We start from the raw sequence: 843 nt of genomic DNA on the forward strand, positions 1-843 counted from the left end.
TTGATCCTTGAAAACTGGATAACGAAACGAAATTTGCGTTTTAGAAATATTCCTTTTCTGATGAATTTAAATGAGCTGCAAAGCCAAATTAAAATTCATCATAGCTGAACTTGTGTCAAAACAAGTGAAGTGAAAAGTGGCTAGCGAAGGTTTTGGGACTGGAGATCCTTTGTGAGGCGATTTCTACCTTGTATGAATTTACTTGATCAAGAAATCGATGAACAACAGAGCGCCAGGCGCAAAACCGAAGCATTATGGTTAAGCTACTAAGAGCACACGGAGGATGCCTAGGCGCTAGGAGCCGACGAAGGACGTGGCGAACAACGAAACTGCCTCGGGGAGCTGTAAGCAAGCTTTGATCCGGGGGTGTCCGAATGGGGAAACCCGGCTGTGGTAATACGCAGTCACTCGCATCTGAATACATAGGATGCGTAGAGGCATACCAGGGGAACTGAAACATCTAAGTACCCTGAGGAAGAGAAAACAAGAGTGATTCCGTCAGTAGCGGCGAGCGAACGCGGAACAGCCTAAACCAGAGAGCTTGCTCTCTGGGGTTGTGGGACGTCTCACACGGAGTTACAAAGGAACAGGTTAGACGAACAGGTCTGGAAAGGCCGGCCGTAGAAGGTAAAAGCCCTGTAATCGAAAGTCTATTCCCTCCGAGACGGATCCCGAGTAGTGCGGGGCACGTGAAACCCCGTATGAATCTGCCAGGACCATCTGGTAAGGCTAAATACTCCCTAGCGACCGATAGTGAAGCAGTACCGTGAGGGAAAGGTGAAAAGCACCCCGGAAGGGGAGTGAAAAAGAACCTGAAACCGTGTGCTTACAAGAAGTCAGAGC

At 48.6% G+C, this 843-nt stretch carries 1 other annotated feature (only partly in view).

Annotated features, from left to right (window positions below):
• Positions 1 to 256: 256 nt before the first annotated feature.
• Positions 257 to 843 (top strand) — a sequence feature (mutual gap in cmsearch alignment for this rRNA model is longer than 100); it runs 2,237 nt beyond the window's last position.

The organism is Paenibacillus bouchesdurhonensis, assembly GCF_900155685.1.
Taxonomy (GTDB): Bacteria; Bacillota; Bacilli; order Paenibacillales; family Paenibacillaceae; genus Fontibacillus; species Fontibacillus bouchesdurhonensis.